At 64.4% G+C, this 17,664-nt stretch carries 15 protein-coding genes; 8 read left to right on the forward strand and 7 right to left on the reverse strand.

The features are described from left to right. Positions 1–13 precede the first annotated feature (13 nt). The 7 genes from B7Z66_10430 to B7Z66_10460 form a co-directional block, all read right to left on the reverse strand. The gene (locus B7Z66_10430; GenBank protein ID OYV76010.1) at positions 14–1,489 is read right to left on the reverse strand and encodes a hypothetical protein; all 1,476 of its coding nucleotides are present in this window, start codon (positions 1,487–1,489) and stop codon (positions 14–16) included. After that, complete coding sequence (locus tag B7Z66_10435; GenBank protein OYV76011.1) at positions 1,470–7,121, reverse strand: hypothetical protein; 5,652 nt, start codon at positions 7,119–7,121, stop codon at positions 1,470–1,472. Before B7Z66_10435 ends, B7Z66_10430 begins: the two co-directional genes overlap by 20 nt. Positions 7,122–7,123: 2 nt before the next feature. Next, positions 7,124–7,957, reverse strand: a complete 834-nt coding sequence (locus B7Z66_10440) for a hypothetical protein (protein ID OYV76012.1) — start codon at positions 7,955–7,957, stop codon at positions 7,124–7,126. A gap of 79 nt (positions 7,958–8,036) precedes the next feature. Further along, positions 8,037–10,067 carry a hypothetical protein gene (locus tag B7Z66_10445; GenBank protein ID OYV76013.1) on the reverse strand — a complete coding sequence of 677 codons (2,031 nt, stop codon included), beginning with the start codon at positions 10,065–10,067 and terminating at the stop codon, positions 8,037–8,039. A 115-nt stretch (positions 10,068–10,182) separates the two neighbouring features. Beyond that, positions 10,183–10,728 carry a hypothetical protein gene (locus tag B7Z66_10450; protein ID OYV76014.1) on the reverse strand — a complete coding sequence of 182 codons (546 nt, stop codon included), beginning with the start codon at positions 10,726–10,728 and terminating at the stop codon, positions 10,183–10,185. A 22-nt stretch (positions 10,729–10,750) separates the two neighbouring features. Then, on the reverse strand, positions 10,751–11,116 hold the full coding sequence (locus B7Z66_10455) for a two-component system response regulator (GenBank protein ID OYV76015.1): 366 nt from the start codon (positions 11,114–11,116) through the stop codon (positions 10,751–10,753). Between the two features lie 131 nt (positions 11,117–11,247). Continuing rightward, positions 11,248–11,685, reverse strand: coding sequence for a pilus assembly protein PilG (locus tag B7Z66_10460; protein ID OYV76016.1), 438 nt, complete (start codon positions 11,683–11,685; stop codon positions 11,248–11,250). 474 nt (positions 11,686–12,159) lie between these two features. Here B7Z66_10460 and B7Z66_10465 point away from each other — a divergent pair, with 474 nt between their 5' ends. The 8 genes from B7Z66_10465 to B7Z66_10500 all read left to right on the forward strand — a co-directional run bounded on the left by B7Z66_10465 (position 12,160) and on the right by B7Z66_10500 (position 17,633). After that, positions 12,160–13,107, forward strand: a complete 948-nt coding sequence (locus B7Z66_10465) for a glutathione synthase (GenBank protein ID OYV76017.1) — start codon at positions 12,160–12,162, stop codon at positions 13,105–13,107. 18 nt (positions 13,108–13,125) lie between these two features. Then, entirely contained in the window at positions 13,126–13,731 is a 606-nt protein-coding gene (locus B7Z66_10470) for a hypothetical protein (GenBank protein ID OYV76018.1), read from the forward strand. Then, positions 13,667–13,966 (forward strand): hypothetical protein, encoded by a 300-nt coding sequence (locus B7Z66_10475; protein ID OYV76019.1) that lies wholly within the window; start codon positions 13,667–13,669, stop codon positions 13,964–13,966. The genes B7Z66_10470 and B7Z66_10475 overlap by 65 nt, the downstream gene beginning before the upstream one ends. A 196-nt stretch (positions 13,967–14,162) precedes the next feature. Next, positions 14,163–15,044: a hypothetical protein gene (locus B7Z66_10480; protein ID OYV76020.1), complete on the forward strand. Its 882-nt coding sequence runs from the start codon at positions 14,163–14,165 to the stop codon at positions 15,042–15,044. Between the two features lie 55 nt (positions 15,045–15,099). Beyond that, positions 15,100–15,663, forward strand: a complete 564-nt coding sequence (locus B7Z66_10485) for a hypothetical protein (protein OYV76021.1) — start codon at positions 15,100–15,102, stop codon at positions 15,661–15,663. Continuing rightward, positions 15,660–16,148 carry a Holliday junction resolvase RuvX gene (locus tag B7Z66_10490; protein OYV76022.1) on the forward strand — a complete coding sequence of 163 codons (489 nt, stop codon included), beginning with the start codon at positions 15,660–15,662 and terminating at the stop codon, positions 16,146–16,148. Before B7Z66_10485 ends, B7Z66_10490 begins: the two co-directional genes overlap by 4 nt. After that, positions 16,126–16,644, forward strand: coding sequence for a bifunctional pyr operon transcriptional regulator/uracil phosphoribosyltransferase (locus B7Z66_10495; GenBank protein OYV76023.1), 519 nt, complete (start codon positions 16,126–16,128; stop codon positions 16,642–16,644). The genes B7Z66_10490 and B7Z66_10495 overlap by 23 nt, the downstream gene beginning before the upstream one ends. Beyond that, the gene (locus B7Z66_10500) at positions 16,641–17,633 is read left to right on the forward strand and encodes an aspartate carbamoyltransferase (GenBank protein ID OYV76024.1); all 993 of its coding nucleotides are present in this window, start codon (positions 16,641–16,643) and stop codon (positions 17,631–17,633) included. Before B7Z66_10495 ends, B7Z66_10500 begins: the two co-directional genes overlap by 4 nt. Positions 17,634–17,664: the final 31 nt, after the last annotated feature.

The following is a 17,664-nucleotide window of genomic DNA, read 5'->3' on the forward strand; positions in this document are numbered from 1 at the left end:
CGGTACTGGCCCCCTATCGGGCCACCGATGCACTGGGTGTTGCGAGATATTTCACCAATTGCCCCGCCAGACTGTCCGGCGGCCCACTCAAACTGACCACACCGCTGCGCCGTGCGTGATCAGGCATACTGCTGATCACGGCGCTATCAGCGTCCTGGGCCCATACCACGCCACCCTGCTCGGCGATGGCCTGCGCCCCCTCGATCCCGTCGTCCCCCATTCCGCTGAACACGATCGCGCCGCTGTTGGCACCGTAGCGCCGCGCCACTTCGCTCATAACCGCGTCGATGGACGGACTGTAGATACCCCGTTCCACCAACGGTTGTAGCTCTACCAGCCCCTGGCGGTTGATCCGCATGACGCTGTTCAACGGCGCTAGCAGCACGTCCCCGTGACGCAGGCAATGCCCGGCATTGGCACATCCGACCCGGAACCGCGTCTCCCGATCCAGTTGACTGGCCAGCAGCGCGTCGAATCCCTCACCGATGTGCTGCGCCAGAATAAATGCGATGGGCAGGTCCCCCACCAGGCCGCTGAGAAACAGCCGCACCGCCTGCGGTCCGCCCAGGGATGCCCCGAGCACCCACACCCGCCGCGCGCGCTCCGGATCCGCGGGCTGCAGATCGATGCCCGCGTCCGTCGGGCGTTCCCCAGGTACCGGCGCCCGCACCACCTCCGCAGCTTGCTCCGGTTCCGATCTCAGTGGCGGTTTCGACGCCAGTCCCGACCCCGGTTCTGGTTCTGGTTCCAGTTCCAGTTCCAGTTCCAGTTCCGGTTCCGGTTCCGTTGCTGGTTCTGGTTCTGATTCTGGCTCCAGATCCAGTTCTGGCGTCTGGTGGAGCCCCTCGGCCGGCGCGCCTTCGGCCGTATCTCCGACCGCCGACGTGGCGGATTCCGGCGCGGCAGTTTCCGAAACCGGGGTCTTCAACTCCGCGGCGCCCGGCTGGGCGGGCGCCGCGCCAGCCAGCGGCGGCAGACTGCTCTCAGGGGCAGGCCCGTGGTCCGATGGGGCGTTGGTGAAAACCGAGGGCGGCGTCACCGGTAGCGGCCGATTTGCCTCCACCGACGCCCCTTCGGGGGCGGGTCTCTCCACATCCACAGCCGAGGCGGACATGGGTGGCGCGGAGGTCACCGGAGCGAACGTGCGGCGCGATCCCAGCGCGCGGAATTTACGTGCCAGGCGCGGGCCCAGGTCCGCCTGACCACCGGCCGTGCTGCCGTCGTTGAACAGCACCGGCAGCGGACTCTGCTCGATCAACGCGAGCAGGAAATCCGCTTTCTGGACCGTGCGCTCATCCAGGTCCACCAGGAGCATGTCCGCCTGGTTGCGGTCAAGCCCGGCCACCAGCGTCGATTCGCCCAAACCGGCCATGAGCACGATCCGGAATCCCTGCTGTTCCAGCAGCCGCTCCAGAACCGCGCGACGCGATTTCGAATCGGCCAGCACCGCGACCCGCAGCGGGCCCCGCTCACCGGCTATCATGCCCATCACGCTCACTCAGCAGGGCATGAATATTCTCCAGCAGCTCCGTTTCCTGGAAGGGCTTGCCGAGATATCGATTGACCCCGATCTTCATGGCGTGGTCGCGGTGTTTTTCCCCGGTACGCGAAGTGATCATGATGATCGGTACTTCCTTGAGCCGCTCATCGTTGCGCATATGCGTCGCCAGCTCGAACCCGTCCATCCGTGGCATCTCGATGTCCAGCAGCATGACATCGGGAATGTGTTCCTGCAATAATGCCACCGCATCGACGCCGTCCTTCGCGGTGAGCACATCCATGTCGTTGCGTTCCAGAAGGCGCGTGGTCACCTTGCGCACCGTGATGGAATCGTCCACCACCATGACGATGGCCCGTTCGCGCCGGTGGCGCTGCTCCGGCTCGGGGGCCGGCACGCTCTGCAGTACTGCGCTCAGCCGGACCAGGGCGTTTCCGTCGATAATCAGCACGACACGCCCGTCGCCGAGGATGGTCGCACCGGAAATACCACGCACGGTGCTGATCTGTGGCCCTACGGACTTCACTACGATCTCGCGGTTTCCCATCAGGCCGTCTACCAGCAACGCGGTCTGATGTTCCGCGCTGCGCATCAACAGCACCGGTATCTTCTTGTCGGTCTGCGCAGGCGGCGCCGAAATACCCAGCAAGGCGCCCATGTGCAGTAAGCCGTAGCGCTGTCCCGCGTATTCCAGCTCCGGCTCGGCGTCACCCAAACGCGCCGAGATTTCCTCGTAGCTCATCCGCACGATACCTTCCACGCTGGACAGCGGGATCGCGTAGATCTCGTCGCCCACATATACCAGCAGCGCCTGGGATACGGCGAGAGTGAATGGCAGACGCACGGTAAAGGCCATGCCCTCCCCGGCACGGGAATTAATGTCGAGTTGGCCGCCGAGCTGCTTGATCTCACTGTTGACCACATCCATCCCGACACCGCGACCCGAGATCTGGGTCAGTTTGCGCGCGGTACTGAAGCCGGACTCGAGGATGAATTGCATGACGTCATGGTCGCTGACGTCGGCGTCTTCAGTCAGCATGCCGCGCTCCACCGCCTTGCTCCGGATCGCGCCCAGGTCGATCCCGGCACCGTCATCGGAGACCCGGATCACCACTTCCGACCCCTCGCGGGCGAGGCTGACCGTGATCGTGCCGGTTTCATGCTTGCCGGCCGCGCGGCGTTCGGCCGGGAGTTCGATACCATGGGAAACGGCATTGCGCAGCATATGCTCCAGCGGCGCCACCAACCGATCCAACACGGTACGGTCCATCTCACCCTCGGCGCCCTGCACCTTTAGATCAGCGCGCTTGGACAAGGTGGTACAGGTCTGGCGTACGATACGCCGCAGCCGCGGCACCAATCCGGCAAACGGCACCATGCGTGTACGCATGAGGCCTTCCTGCAGATCGGTATTGACCCGCGATTGTTGCAGCAGAAGGGTTTCGGATTCGCGCGCGAGATGATCCAACAGGCCCTGAATGCTCACCAAATCGTTGACGCTCTCGGCCAGTCCGCGCGAGAGCTGCTGTACGTGGGAATAGCGGTCCAACTCCAGGGGGTCGAAGTCCTGCCGCGCCTCGACTTCCGCTTCGTGGCGATAGAGGATCTGCGCCTCGGTCTCGATTTCCATACGCCGCAACTGTTCACGCAGGCGCGCTACGGTCTGGGCGAATTCCACCAGATTGAAACGCATCGCGGCGGTCTGCTGTTCCATCCGCGAACGATAGATGCTGACCTCTCCGGCGTAGTTCACCAGGTTGTCCAACAGGTCCGCCCGCACCCGGACGCTCTCTGACTGGACCCGCGGACCGGCCCTGCGCTCCATGCGCAAGGAGGGCCCGGTGGATACCCCGACGCTGCCGCCGGGCGGTTCCTCGTCGTCGATCTCCAGCGGCTCAGGGTCGGGAATCTCCGCACGCCCCGGTGGCGTCGTGGTGGCCACCTCGGACACATCCGGATCCTGCGGCGCGGCGGTCGGCTTGCCGGTGCGCGCGGTCTCCAATTCCGCCACCAGTTCCGGTGCCGGCGCCGGTGCGCCGCCGGCGCGCAGCTGTTCCTGCATGGCGTGGAGCCGGTCCAAGGTGAGGTGCAGGGTCTGGAACAACGGCTGCGAGACCTCCACATGTCCATCCACCACAGTGCTCAACAGCGACTCCATGGCGTGGCTGAGATCCGACACCGGGGCGATATCCGCCATCCGAGCGCCGCCCTTCAGCGTATGTAACTGGCGCTGCAGCTCCGTCACCCGGCGCACATCCTCGGGTTGCTGTTCCCACCGTTGAATGGTCTCGTCGGCCGCTTCCAGCAGTTCCTCGGATTCCTCCAAAAAGATCTCCGCCAACTCATTAGCCAACTCGTCGACAGCGGACTCGGGAACCGGGTCGGGATGCTGCGGAATTCGGTCCAGCTGGACCACCGTCACGCCTACCGGTTCCACATGGTCGTCGCCGGACTGCGAGGCCGGATACGCCTCCGGCATCGGATCGGGATCCGCTGCGGGACCTGATCCCGGTCGCGGTCCAATACGGGCCAAGTGCTCCCCCGCGGTACGCGCGATTCGGTCCAACAACGGGTGATGATCCGGCAGGCGGGCGCCTGGCAGGACCAGCAGCTGAACCATAGTGCGAATCAACGCGACGCTTTCCTCCAATAGGTCTCCCAGCGCCAACTCGTGGGCGGACTTGTCCGCCGCGGGTAGCTGCACCAGCTTTTCCAGAGCCTCCGCCACCGCGGCGATCTCTGGAACCCCGGCCATGTCGGCGCTGCCGTGCAGGGTGTGGAATGCGCGCACCAGGGCCTCCGATATCCGGCACGCCGGCCCCTGCTCCCGGCACCGCGCCCCGAAGGCCTCCACCGCGATCAGATGCTCGTTCGCCTCCTGACAGAAGGTGTCGTATAGAATCGGATCGGCGATCCGTGGCGGTTCGCTGACCGGGTTCCATGGACCGCTGTCGGACACGGACTGGTCATCGTCCTCCGTGCCCCCCGGAGCACCGTCAGGGTCCGTGGGCAGTGCATCATCAGACGCATCGCCGCGCATCAGGGCCTCGGCACGCCCCATCACCGCCAGCACCTCGCCCTGCGGCCCGGACGCCCCGCGCAGCTGTCCGATCATCCCCGGCAACAGTTCGATCGCATCCCCGATCACCGCCATCAGAGCGGCGCCCCTGGCCACCGAGCCTTCCAACACCCGGTTCAGCAGCTGTTCCAGCGACCACGCCAACTCCCCAACCCGCAACGCCCCACTCAGCCGCCCACTCCCCTTCAGCGTGTGAAACGAACGGCGCATCGTGTTCAGCGCATCCCGATCCTCCAGGTCATCCCGCCAACGCGGAAAATGCTCGCGCAACGACGCCAGCTCCTCCTCCGCCTCCTCTAGGAAAATCTCCAGAATCTCTTCATCTGCCTCCTCCGACAACACCGGCGGCAATAACCCTTCAACCTCGTCCTGCGAACCCGCGCCGACATCCTCCGCGTCTTCGGGCGCTGCTTCCCCAAGCTCCGCCCGCAGCGCTTCAGCATCGTCCGCAGGATCCTCCACCGGGATCTCGGCCCCGGGCCCGGACCAGTCGACGCCATGCACGGGCACCGGGGCCTCGTCCTGCGCATCGTCGGCGCCCAGCACTGGAGTGTCGTGCCCCCCCTCGGAGAAGCCCCAGCTGGCCTCCGGAGTATCCGCACCGCCCTCATCCGCAACACGCCCCGGTGCTGGCGCGTCTAAGACCTCCGGTGACTCCATCTGCAGCGTGATCTCGGAATGCGCCAGCGACACCGGCCCGTCGGGAGCGTCATCCTGCCTGTCGGCCTCCCGATCACCCGCATCCGGCGTGCTACCGTCTGCCAGATGCGGCGGGTGGTCACCGCCGTTCCCCGGCGTGGGATCGACGGATGTACTCAGATCCCGCAGGGCCTGTTCCGCCCGGTCCAGGATCATTTCCCGATCCGCCCGTCGCTCCACCACCGCCTCGAGGTAGTACTCGACGCTGGCGATGACGTCCGCCAGGGCATCCTGGTGAGACTCCTCCAGCGGTGTGGTCCGTCCCGCAAGGCTGCCGGTGACATAGACGGTGAATGCCTCCACCACCGACGCGGCTCGCTCCAGATTGAGGATCTGGAAACTGCCCTTGAGCTCCGTCAGCAGCCGTGGCAACTCCGCGAGCCGCTGCTGATCGTCGGGAGACTGGAGGTACGCCACCACCCGTTCCTTGATCTGGGCGACATCCTCGGCGGCCTCCCGGGCCAACGCCAGCAACAGCAGATGGAACTCCCCATCGTTGACCACCGCCTGCCCGTGGTCCGCTCCGTCGGGCTCGGCGGACCCCGTCGGTTCGTCCTCCAGCGCCGCTCCCGTCCCGGTGGCGCCCGCCGCCACCTGATCGAGAATCGATTCCACGGAGAGGATGCCGCCGGCAATATCGGTAAGCGTCTCGTCGGTGGGTTCGACCTCCCCATTCATAATCGCCTTGATCTTCTCCACCTGCCGCTGAACGAGGTGGCGCGGTTCGCCCATGCCCAGCATCCCGAAGGTGTCCGCGATACGGCGCAGCATTTCGGGGAGACGTTCCAGCCCATCCACATTGCGTTGTTCGCCGCGCACGAACAGGTCCAGGATATCCTTCACCGCGATGAGATCTTCTCGCACCGCGTCCGCCACCGCGCGCAGAGAATCAACCCCTGGGCCCATGAACCCGGAAACCCCGGCGTCCACCATCTGCGGCAACAACTTGTCCAGCTGGAACGCCTGTTTCAACTGGTCAACCCGCGCGCTGCCGCCTTCCGCCCGCCCCACGTAGTAAAGCAGGTTCTGCAACAAATCCAGCGGAAGATCCTGCGCCAACCCAGCTTCGCCCGTATCGATCAAGCGCTTCAGTTGCCGGTCCATCTGACCCAGCAGCAGCTTCACGGAGACACTGGGTTCGACCGCCTGCGCCCGCAACGCCTCCACCAAGCCCGAGGCGACCCACCACAGGCGCCTGACCGGTTCCAGTTGCGTAAGCTGATCCAGGCGCTCGATGACTGTGGCAATCTGGTCGAGACTCGCCGTCACATCGCGGTCCCGATACCAGCCCAACAGCCCAACCTGAAGGTTGTGACGCAATTTGCGCAACAATCCGCGCAGCTCTCCCGACTCGCGGGCAAAGCTCTCCCGTTCCAACGCCGCGGGAACGGGCACCGACAAGTCGGGCGCGAACAGCGCGTTCTCCGATAGGAGCGGCTCACCGCGCAGCGCGCGGAGATCATTGAGCAACGGCAGGAGAACGATTGGAATGTCACGATGCCCGGACTGCACATGGCCCAGGTAATCCGGAAGCTGGACAATGCCACGCATCAGGACCTCATAGGCATCCTGCTTGCGTTCTACACCGCCGTCAATAAGGGCGCGGGATAGATATTCCAGTTCCTCGGCGAGCAAGGCCGCGCCGTCGAGTTCCACCATCTGCAGGGTTCCGCGCGCCTGGTGGAGATAGGTGGCACAAAACTGGAGTTGCGAGGAGTCGCTGGCATTTTCTACGAACGCTTCCAGCGCGAGGCGCGCCTGCTTGAGCGTCTCGTCGAGTTCCTTCTTGACCCAGTTCAGGGCGCTGTGGTCGGTTCCTTCACTCCCCAGGATCATGCCCGTCATCCTTATTCAATATCCGCGCGCCGGCGATACGCCAGCGTATCCGGGTAGCTCACTCGTTCCATCAGTGGGTGGCGCCACGCCAACAGATCTCCGGGTGCGAGTACCAGCCCACCTCCGGGTCGGAGTTGATGGACCAGTCTTTCCACGAGCTCCATCCGCCGCGTCCGCTCCAGGTAGATCAGCACATTCTGGCACACGATCAGATCCATCTTCTGCAAGGGTGTCCGCCCGACATCCAGAACGTTGATATGGGCGAAGCAGACCCGGCGCCGCAACGCCTCGCAAACCTGGGACAGCTCGTCGTCCAGCCGGATGAAATAGCGTGTGCGCAGTGTCGACGGCAGGTCCTTGAGCCGCGCGCGGCCATAAACGCCATGCCGCCCGGCAGCGAGTGCCGGGTAGCTGATATCGGTGGCTGTCACACCAAAGTAATATTCGCGCCCGAACGACTGGAGATGATCGTCGATGAGCATCGCGAGGCTGTAGGGCTCCTCACCGGTGGCGCATCCGATACTCCAGGCACTGTAGGAAAGTGGTAGCGTTCCAGTTTGCGGCATCTGAGGCAAAAAGCCGGTTCGTATCAAGTTGAAGCTCGGCGGATGCCGGAAAAATCGCGTTTCGTGTACCGTCAGCCGATCCAGAAGCACGGCCCACTCGACCGCACCGTGCTGGCCGGACTGCAGAAACGCGAAATATTCCTCGAAATCCGCGTATCCGACCTCCCGCATGCGCAATGCAATGCTGGTCGTCAGGAACGATTTCCGCTCCCGCGGAACGACGATGCCGGTCCTTTGTTCCAGCAGTCCGGCCCACTGCTGGAACTGCGGGTCGCTCATCGGAGGCAGCAGGCTGCCCCAGGACTTCCCGTTATACTGCACGTTTTCGCTCGCAGCTATCACAGACCGGCACCTGTGTTCAATCCGGGAGATTGAATCCAGCAACCGACTTGCGCAGCTCGTTGGCCAAATCTGCGAGGTTGCCAATGGACGTTGCGGTCTCGTTCGTCCCGGTCGCAGTCTGGGTCGTGATATCCAGAATCGAGTTCATCGTGTCCGAGATATTGGCCGACGCCTGAGCCTGCTGGCGTGACGCGTCCGAGATATTCTGAATAAGATCCGCAAGCTGGTCCGACACGTTCTCGATCTCCGCCAAGGCCTCACCTGCCTCCTCAGCGAGTTTTGCACCGCCAACCACCCCCGCGGTACTTTCCTCCATGGAGATCACCGCCTCGTTGGTATCGGTCTGAATCGTCTTTACGAGTGCCTCGATCTGTTTCGTCGCGTTGCTCGAGCGTTCCGCGAGCCGCTGGACTTCGTCAGCCACCACCGCGAAACCTCGGCCCGCTTCTCCAGCCATGGCCGCCTGGATCGCGGCGTTCAACGCAAGGATGTTAGTCTGATCGGCGATGTCGTTGATCAGCTCGACGATGTCGCCAATCTCCTGGGAGCTCTCACCCAGACGCTTGATACGCTTGGAGGTCTCCTGGATCTGCTCACGGATGGTATCCATACCCTGAATGGTGCGTCGTACGGCGTCCGCGCCGTTGTGAGCAATGCGCACGGACTGCTTTGCAACCTCCGCTGACTCGGTCGCGTTACGCGATACATGCTCAATGGACGCAGTCATCTCGTTGACCGCCGAGCTTGCCGCAGTGATCTGCTGGGCCTGCCGGTCGCTGGCCTCGGCCAGATGCATGGCGGTGGCCTGGGTCTCCTGGGCTGCGGAGGAAACCTGCACAGTAGTCTCGTTGATGGTGCTGACCAGGGTGCGCATCGCGTCTACAGCGTAGTTGATCGAATCCGCGATCGCGCCCGTCATATCCTCGGTGACCGTCGCATGGACCGTGAGATCACCATCAGCAAGGGTACTGAGCTCGTCCAGGAGCCGCAGGATCGCCTGCTGGTTGCGCTCGTTCTGGTCCGCTGCCGCTTCGTACTGACGGGTTGCGGCCTTCTTCAGTTCCCAACCGAGAATACCCAACATGATCAGGGCGACGCCGCCGAGGGTAAACGGGAGCTCGCTGGAGATCAGTCGCTTCTTCGGCGCCTCCGCGTAGGCAGCGGCGAGCTTGTCACTAGCGTCGGCCAGACGTGTGGACTGGTGTGCGACATCGGACGCAGCTTCCCGGATCCGGAACAGCTCGGAGGTCCGCGCCAGCACACCGTTCAGGCTGTCGCTGAGAGCGCCGAAGAGCTTGCTGGCCTCGGCCAGTTCGCCCTGTACGACCGGATCGCTGACCGCGCGGATATTGAGGGTGCGGTCACCGTGAATCAGCGCCTGCTGCACACGGGCGAACCGGGTGATATCACGTCCGAACTGGTCCGCCGACAGCGCCGCCAGCTCGCCACCCTGAAACATCTTGCCGAGATTGTTCTGGATGCGCTCAAGCAGAGTGCCCTGGCGCGTGACGGTCACCAGCAGATCGGAGGCCGATGCGTGCTGCATCAGCCGGTCGAGCACCTGCTGATAAACGGCGTAGATCTTGGGGATGACCGTGTTCACGTCCCCCAGAGACCGATTGACAGAGGTTACCGTGGGTCCACCTTTCAGGATCTCGCTCACACGACCGCGGATCACTGTCCAGTTGGTATCCATACCGCTCAGGGCCGCAGACACGCTGGCGGGCGCACTTGGCATGCCAGTGGCCGGGTCCCCATTCTGTAGATGACGGAGGTTGCGCTCGAACCGAGCCCGGTCGGTCTCCAGCTGCTGCATGGCAGTGGCCTTGCCGCTGGCCGCTTCCAAGGAGTCGACCGCGACGCTCTGGGCCAACATCCGCTGCTGGTCGATCAGATCCGTCGCCATCTTGTCGAAGGTGCCTTCGCGGCTCGTATACAAGATAGACGCCACCATGGCGACGAACAGAATGACCACCATGGCGATCAGATATACCAGGGACCTGTTCCCGCCCAGTCGCGCGAGATAGTCGCTGTTTCGTGCCTTCATCATCGCTCTCCTTTAGCTCCCGCTCCCCCGGTACCGACGGCCGGGCTCCACGAAATGCAATTCCCGTAGCAGATCCAAAGCCGTACCGCCGGTCCAGCCCCGATCGCGGGCGGACTCAGACCGCCACCTGCAGGAACTGGGGCGTCTCGGCCAGGCTGTACATACTGAACACCACCCAATGCTCTTCTTCTTTGCGGAACGCGTAACTCAGATACGGCCGCAACGCGGCCTCCACCTCGGGAAGCGCGCTACTCTGCTCTTCCTTCAGAAAATGTTTGAGCCCTAACACCTCATCCACCAGGAGGCCCGCGAATACCCCCTGGTACTGCACCACCAGCACCCGGCTGCTGCGCCCCAAAGGCATGAGTGGGCCACCCAGGTAACCCTGCAGATCCATGATCGGCAGAAGGTTGCCGCGTACGTTGGCAATTCCCCGAACCCATGGCTTGGCCATAGGCACGCGCGCGAGATCCGGATAGGTCAGGATCTCCGAGACCTCGCCCAGGGGCGCCAACAGATGGATGGCACCCAGCCGGAAACCGATCCCCACCCAAACGCCCTTGACTTCGGTCTGACGCGGAAGCCCTGCGGCGTTGGCGCGGCTGCGCCGTTCAATATCCACCAGCAGGGCGAACGGATCCCCTTTGCACTGGTCTTGCATGAGCGTTCCCTGCTGCATTTATCTAGGCACCCAATACGGTCTTGATCTTGCTCAACAGTTCCTGCTCGGTTACCGGTTTGGTGATGTATTCCTTGGCGCCCTGGCGCAGACCCCACATCTTGTCAGTCTCCTGATCCTTGGTGCTCACGATGATCACCGGGATCGCGGCAGTGCCGGGGTCCTTGCTGAGCTGCCGGGTGGCCTGAAAACCGTTTAAGCCCGGCATGACGATATCCATCAGAATGACGTCCGGCTTCTCAGCCTGCGCCTTCGCAACCCCGTCCTCGCCGTCGGTCGCGAAGGAGGCCTGAAAGCCGTTCTTCTCGAGCATGGTCTTGAGTACATGCACCTCGGTCGGCGAGTCATCCACAATCAGAACGTGTGCCATCGAAGAATCTCCTGTTGAAGTCCTAACGAACCGTCGTCCGAATACCGAACCCGCCTCCATCCGACATGCGATTCCTGGTAGCGATCACTGTCACCGCCGGAACGCCCTGTTGTTGTGTCCGCTGCAATCCGTCATACCAATTCCCGAGTTACGTAGTTGCGGATCGCCTGCAACAGTTCGTCCCTGGTAAACGGCTTGGTCAGATATTGCTCAGAACCGACAATACGGCCCCGGGCGCGATCGAACAGTCCGTCCTTGCTCGACAGCATGATGACCGGCGTTTTCCTGAAGATCTGGTTGTGCTTGATCAGTGCGCAAGTCTGGTAGCCGTCCAGCCTGGGCATCATGATATCCACGAAAATGATGTCCGGCCGCTGATCGGCAATCTTGGCAAGCGCCTCGAAACCGTCGGTGGCCGTCACCACGTCGCATCCTTCCTTCTTGAGCAGGGTCTCCGCGGTCCGGCGGATTGTCTTACTGTCGTCAATCACCATGACCTTAAATCCTGCCAGAGCGTCGGACGTCAATTCGCCTTCCACCACACCGTTCTCCTGTGTGAGCGTGCCCATGCTTCCGATCTATCTCCAGTTCCGGTTGACGTGTCCGTCGGCATCTCCGTCCCGTAAGTCGGAACGGCACCGTTGGTGGCATCCGCCGCGGGCCGGTGGTCGGGAACACTCGTACGGTTACGACCGAACTCCACCCCGGCCTACCCGTGCGCTCCCGGCGCCAGTCGCCTCGCCCTCAGAAGTGCGGTACCATAAACCTGTGCAGCCACCCGTCCCTATCGGCATGGAATCACGAAACTTGATCGCCGCCGCCCGGGGCACCACCGCCCTCATCCGGCCCCGCGCAACTCCCCATCCCCGCGCCCGACCCACGGACGGCGGGCCGTACCTGTTGCGTATCGGCGCCAACCGGGGGGGCCTTGAACCGGCCTGCGGCCGCGGCTCGCGGTCTTCCATTAAAACTCCGGGACACCCACACCACGATCTAGCGTCAGAAGACCGGCACGACCCCATCCCCAGGGGTCCGTGCGGCCCATGAGTATCCAGTTGGGGGTAGTGATGGACCCCATCGGGTCCATCAAGGTCCACAAGGACAGTACCTTCGCCATGCTGCTCGCCGCCCAGGCCCGCGGCTGGGCGCTTCATTACCTGGAACCGCCCGATCTCTTCGTGCGTGACGGACGCAGTTACGGTCGGACCCGCGCGCTCCAGGTGTTCGATGACCCCCGTCACTGGCACGCGCTGGGTGCGGAACGCACGGTGCCGCTGGGGGAATTGCAGGTGATCCTGATGCGCAAGGATCCCCCTCTGGACATGGAATACCTCTATACCACCTACGTTTTGGAGCGGGCCCAAAGCGAAGGGTGTCTGGTGGTCAACCGCCCCCAAGGCCTGCGCGACGTCAATGAAAAACTCTACACTGCGTGGTTTCCCCAGTGCTGCCCCCCCACGCTGGTGACCCGCGATCCAGGGCGGGTGCGGGAATTCCTGGAACAGATGGGGGAGATCGTCCTCAAGCCGTTGAACGCCATGGGGGGCACATCCGTGTTCCGGGTACAACGCGGAGACCCCAATACCGGGGTGATTCTGGAAACCATGGTGGACTCGGGCCGGCGCTCCGTGGTGGCGCAACGCTACGTCCCGGAGATCAAGCAGGGCGACAAACGCATCCTCCTGGTAGATGGCGAACCGGTACCCTACGCCCTGGCCCGGATCCCGGCACCCGGCGAATTCCGCGGGAATCTGGCCGCCGGTGGACACGGGGAAGGGGTCGCGCTGACCCAGCGCGACCGTTGGATCTGCGCGGAAGTCGGTCCGGCCCTGCGGGAGAAAGGGCTGATGTTCGTCGGCCTGGACGTGATTGGGGATTACCTCACCGAGATCAACGTCACCAGTCCCACCTGCATTCGGGAATTGGATGCGCTCTATGGGCTGGACATCGCCGGCCAGCTGCTGGACCGGATCCAGGAACGGCTCCCATGACCCGGCCGGGTTCGTGGCATCCGTCCTGGCCTACGGACCACCGGCGGGCCGGATCCGCGGGAAGTTGAACCGCTGAACGCCGCGCGGACCCCCATCCCCCGCCAGCAGGATCCGGGCGACCGCGGTATCACCCCACGGCGCAAACGCTGGTTTCCATCCATCCCCTGGGGAGCAAGCCTAGGCGTGGGTTTGGGCTTGGACTTGGGCCTGCCCACCTCCGCCGCGGGCCCGCCAGCGCCCATCCGGGACACCATCCTGGTGTTCAGCACTCGGGTCGACGTCACCCTGGACGGGGTCTCGCAGGCGCGGGGACAACCGGCACTGGCGGCGCTCCGCGCCCAGTTCCAGGCCATGTACCGGGCTTGGCACGCATGGAACCCGGGGCCACTGGTACAAATCAACCAGGCTCTGACCGCGGGCCGGTGGGCCACCCCGCCACCCGGCATCCTCGCGCTGATCACCCGCTTGCAGCAGATCTATCGGGAGAGCGACGGCCGGTTCAACCCGGCCATTGGGCACCTGATCGCGCTCTGGGGCTTCCACAGCGACCAGTGGGCCCATGGCCAACCGCCCCCGGCCCCAGGCGATCCACGCCCTGGTGGCGGAACATCCCGGGATGGATGACATCGAAGTACCCGGCAACCGGGTACGAAGCCGCAACCCAGCGGTCGCGTTGGACTTCGGCGCAATTGCCAAGGGGCACGGCCTCGAACAGGCGATGCAGCACCTGAAACGACTGGGCATCCGTGACGTGCTGCTGGTAGCGGCGGACGGAACCGTACATATGACCCCTGCGATGGCCCATAAGGTACATTTCACCCTCCCACCCGGGAAGGTGATGCTGAGCGCACCGTGGTGATTCCCACCCAGGCTGGGTCCACCCGACGCATGCCGTGGACCACCGCGCGAAACCCACCGGGACGGCTGCAGCGCGCCGGCAGACCGCCGCTAGCTCCGGAGGCCAGTGTAGCGATGGAAAACCCGACGCCGCACACGGACCGGCACCCGCCCGACGGTTATACTGCGGGCGCTGAGGCATCGACACGGACACGTGTATGCAGAATATGACCCTGCCGCCCCAGGTTACCTCAGGCGACCGCCTGGGCCTTACCCTGTTCGTGTCGGTTACCGTGCACGCCCTGGTGATCCTCGGAATCGGCTTCCATGGGATCCTGTCCCAGGCGCATGAACCGCTCCCACGGTTGGACATCACCCTGGTCCAGAGCCGCTCGCCCAAGGCACCGGACCACCCGGACTACCTCGCCCAGGCGAACCAGGACGGCGGCGGTAATGTGACCGCCCGCGTGCGCCCGCAAAACCCCCTGGCAGGCACCTCGCCCGTTCCCCTGCCGGGGCTGGCACCGGCAAATGCTGCGCCATCACCCGGCGCACCCCCGGCACCCCGCCAACGGCAGGTCCTGACCGCCCCCGAATCCGAACGCCAGGTCGATAGCGCGCCACGCCGGCGCCCACAGCCTACTGCGGAAGCGGTGGACGCACACGAATTGGTCAGCCGCAGCCTCCAGATCGCCAGCCTGACGGCACAGGTCGACCAGTCGCTGGAGGCCTATGCGCGGCGCCCGCGCCAGAAATTCATTTCCGCCCGCACCCAGGAATACAAGTATGCCAGCTACATGGAGGGTTGGGTTGCCAAGGTCGAGCGCATGGGTAACCTGAACTTCCCGGACCAGGCGGCACGCCAAGCGCTGACCGGCAACCTCTTGCTGGACGTGGCCCTGCGCCCCGACGGCAGTGTCGAGAAGATCACGCTGCTGCGCTCCTCCGGACACCCGATCCTGGACCAAGCGGCCATCCGCATCGTAAAGCTGTGCGCGCCCTTCGCCCCGTTCCCCCCCGATATCCGCAAGGATACTGACATCCTGCACATCACCCGCACCTGGGAATTCCGGGCCGGGAATCAGTTCTCCACCCGTTGAGGTCACCAGCCATCGGGGCCTTGCGGGGGTAGGGCGGCTGCCGGATACTATGCCCATGGTCGAGACTGCGGATCTCACAAACCACTTCTTGATCGCCATGCCGCAGCTCACGGACCCGAACTTCTCGCAGACCGTCACCTATATCTGCGAGCACAGCCGGGAAGGCGCGCTAGGTATCGTGATCAACCGACCGCTGGACTTGCGGCTGCGGGAGATCCTTGCCCATATGGATCTGGAGGCCGACGACGCGGCGGTGGCGGAACTGCCGGTGTACCTGGGAGGTCCGGTCCAGACCGATCGCGGATTTATCGTGCATCCCGGCACCGAACGCTGGGAGTCCACCATGGAGGTCACCGACGGAATCTCGGTGACCTCGTCGCGGGACATTCTGGGGGCCATTGCCCGCGGGAGGGGCCCGCAACGGATGTTGGTAGCCCTCGGCTACGCAGGCTGGGCATCCGGACAGCTCGAGCGTGAAATCGCGGAGAACGCATGGCTCAGCGGCCCGGCCGATCCGGAAATTCTGTTCGAACTGCCCCACGGCGCGCGCTGGTCGGCCGCCGCCGCCCGTCTCGGGGTAGACCTCACCCTGATCTCCGGCCAGGCGGGGCACGGATGAACTCCGGTCCACCGCGGCAGCGGACCCAACGCCCCGCGACGACCCAGCGCACCCTCCTCGGTTTCGATTACGGCCTCACCCGGATCGGGGTAGCGGTGGGACAGGAGATCACCGCCGGCACTCAGCCCCTGCGCAACGTCACCGCGCGGGACGGGGAGCCGGACTGGGCGATCATCACACAACTGATCCACACATGGGAGCCAGACGCCCTGGTGGTGGGCGTCCCCCTGCACATGGACGGCGCCGAACAGCCGATCACCGCCGGCGCGCGCCGGTTCGCCCGGCGCCTGGAGGGACGCTACCGGCTTGCGGTGCACCAAGTGGACGAGCGCCTGAGCAGCGACGAGGCGCAGCGGCGGCTCGCGGCCCGCGGGATACGCGGGCGCGGCGTCAAGGAATACATCGACCCGGTAGCGGCGTGTCTGATTCTCGAGACCTGGTTCAACCAACGGGGCCTATCCGATGACCGAGCTCCCAACAGCTGAGCAGCTGGAATTCGTAGTCCAGACCATGGCCGATGAACTCGGTGCCCGGCTTGAAAAACGGCACATCACGGACCCCGCCATGATCGGCATCCACACCGGCGGGGTATGGGTGGCGCAACGGCTGCACCGGCTGCTGGCGCTGCAGGAGCCGCTCGGGGTCCTGGACATCTCCTTCTATCGGGACGATTTCACCCGTATCGGGATGAATCCGCAGGTACGCCCATCGGAGCTACCTTTCAACGTGGACGACCGCCATATCATCCTGGTGGACGATGTATTGCACACGGGGCGCACGATACGCGCCGCGCTGAACGAGATCTTCGACTACGGGCGGCCCGCGTCGATCCTGCTGACGGCGCTGGTGGAGCGCAGCGGCCGCGAGCTACCCATCGAGGCCCAGGTGGTCGGGCGTCACCTGGACCTGCAACGGCGCGAACACGTCAAGCTGAACGGCCCTGTACCCCTTACCCTCAGCGTGGTCAGCAAGGCCCCATGAACCACGTCGATCTGCAGGTGGACGAACACGGACGGCTGCGCCATTTTCTCACCGTGGACGGCTTGCACCGCGGCCTACTGGTAGAGATTCTGGATACTGCGGAGTCCTTCCTAGGGGTTGTGGAACAGAGCGTAAAGAAGGTTCCCCTACTGCGCGGCAAGACCATCGTCAACCTGTTCTTCGAAGCCAGCACCCGGACCCGGACCACGTTCGAACTGGCCGCCAAGCGCCTGTCCGCGGACGTGCTCAATATCAACGTGAACGCCTCCTCCACGGTAAAGGGCGAGACCCTGCTGGACACCCTGCGCAACCTGGAGGCGATGAACTGCGACATGTTCGTGGTGCGTCACACCGACAGTGGCACCGCGCATTTCTTCGCACGCCACGCTGCGCCCCATGTGAGCGTGATCAACGCCGGCGACGGATGGCATGCACACCCGACCCAGGCGCTGCTCGACATGCTCACCATCCGCCGGCACAAAGGCGAGTTCGGGAGACTGCGGGTCGCCATCGTGGGCGATATCCTGCACTCCCGGGTGGCGCGTTCCCAGATCCGCGCCCTGAACCTGCTGGGTGTCGGCGAGGTACGGGTGGTGGCGCCGCGCACCCTGTTGCCGGCGCGGGCCGAGACCCTGGGCGTACATGTGTTTCACGACATGGCCGCCGCCATCCGTGACGTGGACGTCATCATCATGCTGCGGCTGCAACGCGAACGCATGCGCGGCGCGCTACTGCCCAGCGAACACGAGTACTTCAGGCTCTACGGCCTGACCGAGGAGAGGTTGGAACTGGCCGCCCCGGACGCCATCGTGATGCACCCGGGACCGATCAACCGCGGCGTGGAGATGGATTCCAAGGTCGCCGACGGGGCCCAGTCGGTCATCCTCGAGCAGGTCCACTACGGCATCGCGGTGCGCATGGCGGTGATGTCGCTCACCATGAGCCAGAAGGTCCCGCCCGCCGAGGTCCGGGAATCCGAGGTCGAGTGACAGGACGAGGCAACGACGATGGGAACGCGCG

It is taken from the genome of Chromatiales bacterium 21-64-14 (assembly GCA_002255365.1).
Lineage (GTDB): Bacteria > Pseudomonadota > Gammaproteobacteria > 21-64-14 > 21-64-14 > 21-64-14.

Bases quoted from the DNA above. Each gene is read 5' to 3' on its own strand.
- B7Z66_10430 (OYV76010.1), bottom strand. From the start codon at position 1,489: ATGGGCATGATAGCCGGTGAGCGGGGCCCGCTGCGGGTCGCGGTGCTG.
- B7Z66_10435 (OYV76011.1), bottom strand. From the start codon at position 7,121: ATGACGGGCATGATCCTGGGGAGTGAAGGAACCGACCACAGCGCCCTG.
- B7Z66_10440 (OYV76012.1), bottom strand. From the start codon at position 7,957: ATGAGCGACCCGCAGTTCCAGCAGTGGGCCGGACTGCTGGAACAAAGG.
- B7Z66_10445 (OYV76013.1), bottom strand. From the start codon at position 10,067: ATGAAGGCACGAAACAGCGACTATCTCGCGCGACTGGGCGGGAACAGG.
- B7Z66_10450 (OYV76014.1), bottom strand. From the start codon at position 10,728: ATGCAAGACCAGTGCAAAGGGGATCCGTTCGCCCTGCTGGTGGATATT.
- B7Z66_10455 (OYV76015.1), bottom strand. From the start codon at position 11,116: ATGGCACACGTTCTGATTGTGGATGACTCGCCGACCGAGGTGCATGTA.
- B7Z66_10460 (OYV76016.1), bottom strand. From the start codon at position 11,685: ATGGGCACGCTCACACAGGAGAACGGTGTGGTGGAAGGCGAATTGACG.
- B7Z66_10465 (OYV76017.1), top strand. From the start codon at position 12,160: ATGAGTATCCAGTTGGGGGTAGTGATGGACCCCATCGGGTCCATCAAG.
- B7Z66_10475 (OYV76019.1), top strand. From the start codon at position 13,667: ATGGCCAACCGCCCCCGGCCCCAGGCGATCCACGCCCTGGTGGCGGAA.
- B7Z66_10480 (OYV76020.1), top strand. From the start codon at position 14,163: ATGCAGAATATGACCCTGCCGCCCCAGGTTACCTCAGGCGACCGCCTG.
- B7Z66_10485 (OYV76021.1), top strand. From the start codon at position 15,100: ATGGTCGAGACTGCGGATCTCACAAACCACTTCTTGATCGCCATGCCG.
- B7Z66_10490 (OYV76022.1), top strand. From the start codon at position 15,660: ATGAACTCCGGTCCACCGCGGCAGCGGACCCAACGCCCCGCGACGACC.
- B7Z66_10495 (OYV76023.1), top strand. From the start codon at position 16,126: ATGACCGAGCTCCCAACAGCTGAGCAGCTGGAATTCGTAGTCCAGACC.
- B7Z66_10500 (OYV76024.1), top strand. From the start codon at position 16,641: ATGAACCACGTCGATCTGCAGGTGGACGAACACGGACGGCTGCGCCAT.